The organism is Priestia sp. P5_B4, from assembly GCF_056400385.1.
In genome coordinates this window covers 1-4,652 of the sequence record NZ_JBFULJ010000272.1, presented here as the reverse complement: position 1 = coordinate 4,652, position 4,652 = coordinate 1, and the positions used below count along the sequence as shown (strand labels likewise).

Sequence of the window (4,652 nt, the reverse complement as noted above, 5' to 3'; positions counted from 1 at the left end):
GCTATAACCAGAACTCCTGTCCCAATAGTTGCTCCTACTCCCATCAAAATCACATCAAATAACCCTAGTGTCTTAGTTGATTCTTTTGCCGCATTTTCCTCTAACAGCTTGTTAACATCTTTTTTTGCAAACAGATTACTCATGATGACTAACCTCTCTTCATCTCATTACGAATGACTACTTTTTAGTGGTAGATCTTTCTATATATGTAACAGTGAATTATTTTACTACATTTAATTTTCTGTGTAAAATAATTTAGTTTTTGAACTTTTTAATGATTAAAATAAATTTGCTAGTGATGTTTTTTATAACATCATTATGATGTACCCGAACAGACTAAAAATATGTGTTAACAACTTTCTCAAAATTGGCTTCATTCACGATTGCTTTTGTACTATACTAAAGAAAAACTTCTTAGGAGCTACTTAAAAGATGAACTTATTTTATTTTCTAAAGGGGTTAGTGATCGGCTTTTCCGTTGCTGCACCCGTCGGTCCCATTGGTATTTTATGTATTAATCGCACGTTATCTAAAGGGCGATTACACGGATTTGTATCTGGTCTGGGAGCAGCTACAGCAGATGCTCTTTATGGATGCATCGCTGCGTTTGGCCTAACGTTCATTACAACCTTTTTACTAACCCAAAAGATTTGGCTTCAGCTGATTGGGGGATTATTTTTATGTTATTTAGGTGTACAAACTTTTCGTTCTCGACCTGCAGAGCACGCTGCCGCTGCTAAAGGAGGGGGTTTGCTTCGTTCTTATACATCCGTTCTTTTTTTAACGGTTACGAATCCAATGACGATCTTATTTTTTATTGGCGTATTTTCTGGTGTAGGCATTAGTAAATCAGCATTTGATGCTGCTTCTGCTTTGACAATGGTTGCAGGCGTATTTTTAGGATCGGCCTGCTGGTGGCTTTCGCTCAGTTTTGCTATTAGTCTTGCCCGTTCGAAGTTTACGAATAACAGCTTAATCTGGGTAAATCGTATTTCGGGAGCGGTTGTACTGACTTTCGGGATATTTGCGTTATACAAATTGCTATAAAAAGTCATTTGTCTCCTTTTCTGGGGACGAATGACTTTTTTAATAGAAAAGAATAATCTTAAAAAATACCCTAAACGCTGTCTTTTCTGTATAATAGATAAATAGAAAAACAGAAAAAGTATAAAAATGCTTGAAAACTACATATTCAATCATTAGTCTTCAAACATAATAAGGGGAAATAAAGCATGACCATTCTTCTAGTAGATGACAATCAAGTCAATCTATTTGTGATTGAAAAAATTTTAAAAGGCGCTGGCTACGATAACTGTGTGTCTCTTACGTCTGCCCATGCCCTTTTCGACTATCTTAACCTGGACGATGAGAACTCAAAAACGAATTCGGTCGATTTGATTTTACTTGATATTATGATGCCCGAAATTGATGGAATCGAAGCCTGCAGGCGAATTCAACAGGTAGAACGCTTAAAACATATTCCAATTATCTTTGTCACAGCTCTAGAAGACAGCAGCAAATTAGTAGAAGCTCTAGACGCCGGTGGAACAGATTACGTCACAAAGCCGATCAATAAAGTGGAACTGCTGGCTCGTATGCGGGTAGCTTTACGCCTTAAGGCAGAAATTGACTGGCACACGGAACATGAAAAGAAAATTCAAACTGAGTTAGATTTAGCTACGCACGTACAGCAAAACTTACTCAGTCCCCCTCTACGAGAGAAAGATATTCAAATGKAAGTTTCATATTATCCTTCTTTTAAATTAGCGGGTGATATGTACTATTGGCACAAAATTGACGAGCACCGGTACGGAATTATCCTTTTTGATATGATGGGGCACGGCATCTCTGCCTCGCTTGTTTGTATGTTTATTTCGTCTGTGCTCAGAGAAGCTATCAAGTCTCTCGTAGACCCTGAGCAGGTTATTACAGAGTTGAATCGCTACATGGAATTATTGCACAGCGAAAAAGATGAAATCCCTTACTATTTCACTGCTATTTATTTAGTGATTGATACGGAAGCTAAGACAGTAGAATATGTGAATGCCGGGCATCCAGAAGGTTATATGTTAGTGGATGAACATACGCTTGTTCCTCTTCAACGAGGAAGCTGCCCTGTAGGTTTTTTTGAAGAAATGGACGTTCAGAAATCTGTTGTCAGCTTTGAGAACGATGTGCAAATTTTGCTATTTACAGACGGAGCTCTTGAATCAATGGGCCCTTGCGAAAATGAATCTGCCCTTCGTCTTCAAAAGCTTACTGAACAAAAATGGACAAATCCGCAGACATTTATGAATGAAATTTTTTCAGAAGAACAAAAGTTAAATCAGCCTGATGATATGTGCGTGCTTATGATTCAAGCACAAGCACAATAAAAAAAGACCTCATAAATGAGGTCTTTTTTTATTGCTTTTGATAAATGCGCTCGTTCCCTGCAAACTCGATATAAGAAGCTGCTCCTTCAGCAAAGCGAAGCGTTTCTTTATCACCAAGCCCAAGAAATCCTTTTGCACACAGGCTTTCTGAAAATAAATTATACACTTGATTTTGCAGCTGAGCTGTAAAATAAATAAGGACGTTTCGGCAAATGATGACGTGAAATTCATTAAATGACTGATCCGTGACTAAATTATGCTGAGCAAAGATAATATTTTTTAACAGTGACGGATGAAAATATGCATAGTGATGATCCGTCTGATAATATTCTGAGAAGGCGTTTTTTCCACCGGCTTGAATATAATTTTTTGTATATGACTTCATTTTACGTAAAGAAAAGGCACCTTGTTTTGCTTTTTCTAATACATCTTCGTTCATATCGGTTGCGTAAATGACCGTTTTATCCATTAACCCTTCTTCTTCTAAAAGAATCGCCATAGAAAATACCTCTTCGCCCGTTGCACAGCCAGCGTGCCAAATGCGAATTTCCGGATAATCCTTTAATACCGGAATCACTTTTGTGCGAAATGCTTTAAAAAAGCTTGGATCGCGAAACATTTCTGTCACATTTATCGAAAAATCATTTAAAAGCTGATTCATAAATTCTTCTTCGTGAATCRCTTTTTCTAGCAATCGAGACACAGTTGGAATACGTTCAATTTTCATTCGATTATAGACCCGGCGACAGATAGAAGATTTAGCGTACTGTCTGAAATCGAATCCTGTTAATCGATAAATAGCCGTCAGCAGTAAATCAATCTCCAAATCTGTTTTTTTATTCATAACTAAGTCTTCACTTAAATCTAGGTGCTTCATATCCATTTATGTTTCATACCCCGCTTAATTTACTAGCCATACACGCATAACGGAGAACAGCTGATTTAAATCTAAAGGTTTGCTGATATAATCTGATGCTCCAGCTTCCAAGCATTTTTCACGATCATTTTTCATCGCTTTAGCGGTTAATGCAATAATAGGCAAATCAACATGCTTTAGCTCTCCTCTAATTTTCTGCATCGCTTCATATCCGTCCATTTGCGGCATCATAATATCCATTAAAATGAGATCAAATGGTTCACTATTCTTCATCATTTCAAGACACTCTATTCCGTTATGAGCTGTCATAATGGTCATACCTTGTTTAGCTAGCGCAGTTTTTAAGGCAAAGATGTTGCGCTGGTCATCATCTACGATGAGCACTCGCTTATCCTGAAACACATTTTCATCATCTTGCAATGAAGGTTCAACTGGTTGTACAGGATGGTCAATTTCAGTTATTTCTGCTTCAGGTTCAGCTTCTTCTACAGATACTGCTACTTCTTCATATGCAAAATTTACTTTTTCATAGTCAACAAGACCGTTAGAGAGACTAGGAAGATAGAGTGTAAACGTACTTCCTTTTCCTACTTCACTGCTTAGGGAAATCCAGCCGCCCAATAATTTTGCAAACTCACTGCAAATAGATAAGCCAAGTCCCGTTCCTCCGTACTTGCGAACCGTAGCTCCATCCGCCTGCTGAAACGCTTCAAAGATAAGCTGATGCTTTTCTTTTGGTATACCAATTCCCGTATCAGCTACAGCTATTTCTAGCCAGCAATCCGTATCCACTGTACGCATAGCTGTTGTAAGACGATGGTCAGCTACTCGTTGAATGGATACTGTGACAGATCCCGATTCCGTAAATTTGAATGCATTTGATAAAAGATTTTTCACAATTTGCTGGAATCTCTTTTCATCTGTGTGAATGATGTCCGGTACATCTTGTGCTTTATTAATTTTTAATTGTACTTTTTTCTGTTCAGCAACGTGGMCAAAATTACGTTCAATTTGATCTGGAAGCTCACTCATATTCATCTCAGCAAGCAAGACATCTAGTTTTCCAGACTCTACTTTTGATAAATCCAAGATGTCGTTGATTAATGCCAACAAGTCTTTTCCTGAAGAATGAATAATACGAGCATATTCTTCTTCATCTTCAGATAGCGTTTTAGCCGCGTTTTCCTCAAGCATTTCAGACAGAATAAGAATGCTGTTAAGCGGTGTTCGAAGCTCGTGCGACATATTAGCAAGGAATTCGGATTTGTATTGAGAATTCAATTCCAGCTGATGCGCTTTTTCTTCTAAATCTTCTTTTGCAGCCTCTAATTCAAACGATTTTTCTTCTGCATCTTTTGTTCTTTCTTCTAGCTGCTCATTAATCATACGCAGCTCTTCAG

General features: G+C 37.7%; 4 protein-coding genes and 1 pseudogene. 2 read left to right on the top strand and 3 right to left on the bottom strand.

The window, feature by feature from the left end:
• Nucleotides 1-143, bottom strand: a pseudogene (locus AC1DRF_RS17310) (amino acid permease); the annotation flags it as partial.
• 289 nt (nucleotides 144-432) lie between these two features.
• On the opposite strand from AC1DRF_RS17310, the gene AC1DRF_RS17305 reads away from it, so the two are divergent.
• Together AC1DRF_RS17305 and AC1DRF_RS17300 are read left to right on the top strand one after the other, a co-directional pair.
• Nucleotides 433-1,047 (top strand): LysE family translocator, encoded by a 615-nt coding sequence (locus AC1DRF_RS17305; RefSeq protein ID WP_153254851.1) that lies wholly within the window; start codon nucleotides 433-435, stop codon nucleotides 1,045-1,047.
• A 185-nt stretch (nucleotides 1,048-1,232) separates the two neighbouring features.
• On the top strand, nucleotides 1,233-2,375 hold the full coding sequence (locus tag AC1DRF_RS17300; protein ID WP_477741250.1) for a SpoIIE family protein phosphatase: 1,143 nt from the start codon (nucleotides 1,233-1,235) through the stop codon (nucleotides 2,373-2,375).
• Nucleotides 2,376-2,403: 28 nt separating this feature from the next.
• Here AC1DRF_RS17300 and AC1DRF_RS17295 read toward each other — a convergent pair whose 3' ends face one another.
• Nucleotides 2,404-3,258 (bottom strand): CheR family methyltransferase, encoded by an 855-nt coding sequence (locus tag AC1DRF_RS17295; protein ID WP_477741249.1) that lies wholly within the window; start codon nucleotides 3,256-3,258, stop codon nucleotides 2,404-2,406.
• An 18-nt stretch (nucleotides 3,259-3,276) separates the two neighbouring features.
• On the bottom strand, nucleotides 3,277-4,652 hold a 1,376-nt coding region (locus tag AC1DRF_RS17290), incomplete at its 5' end, for an ATP-binding response regulator (RefSeq protein WP_477741248.1).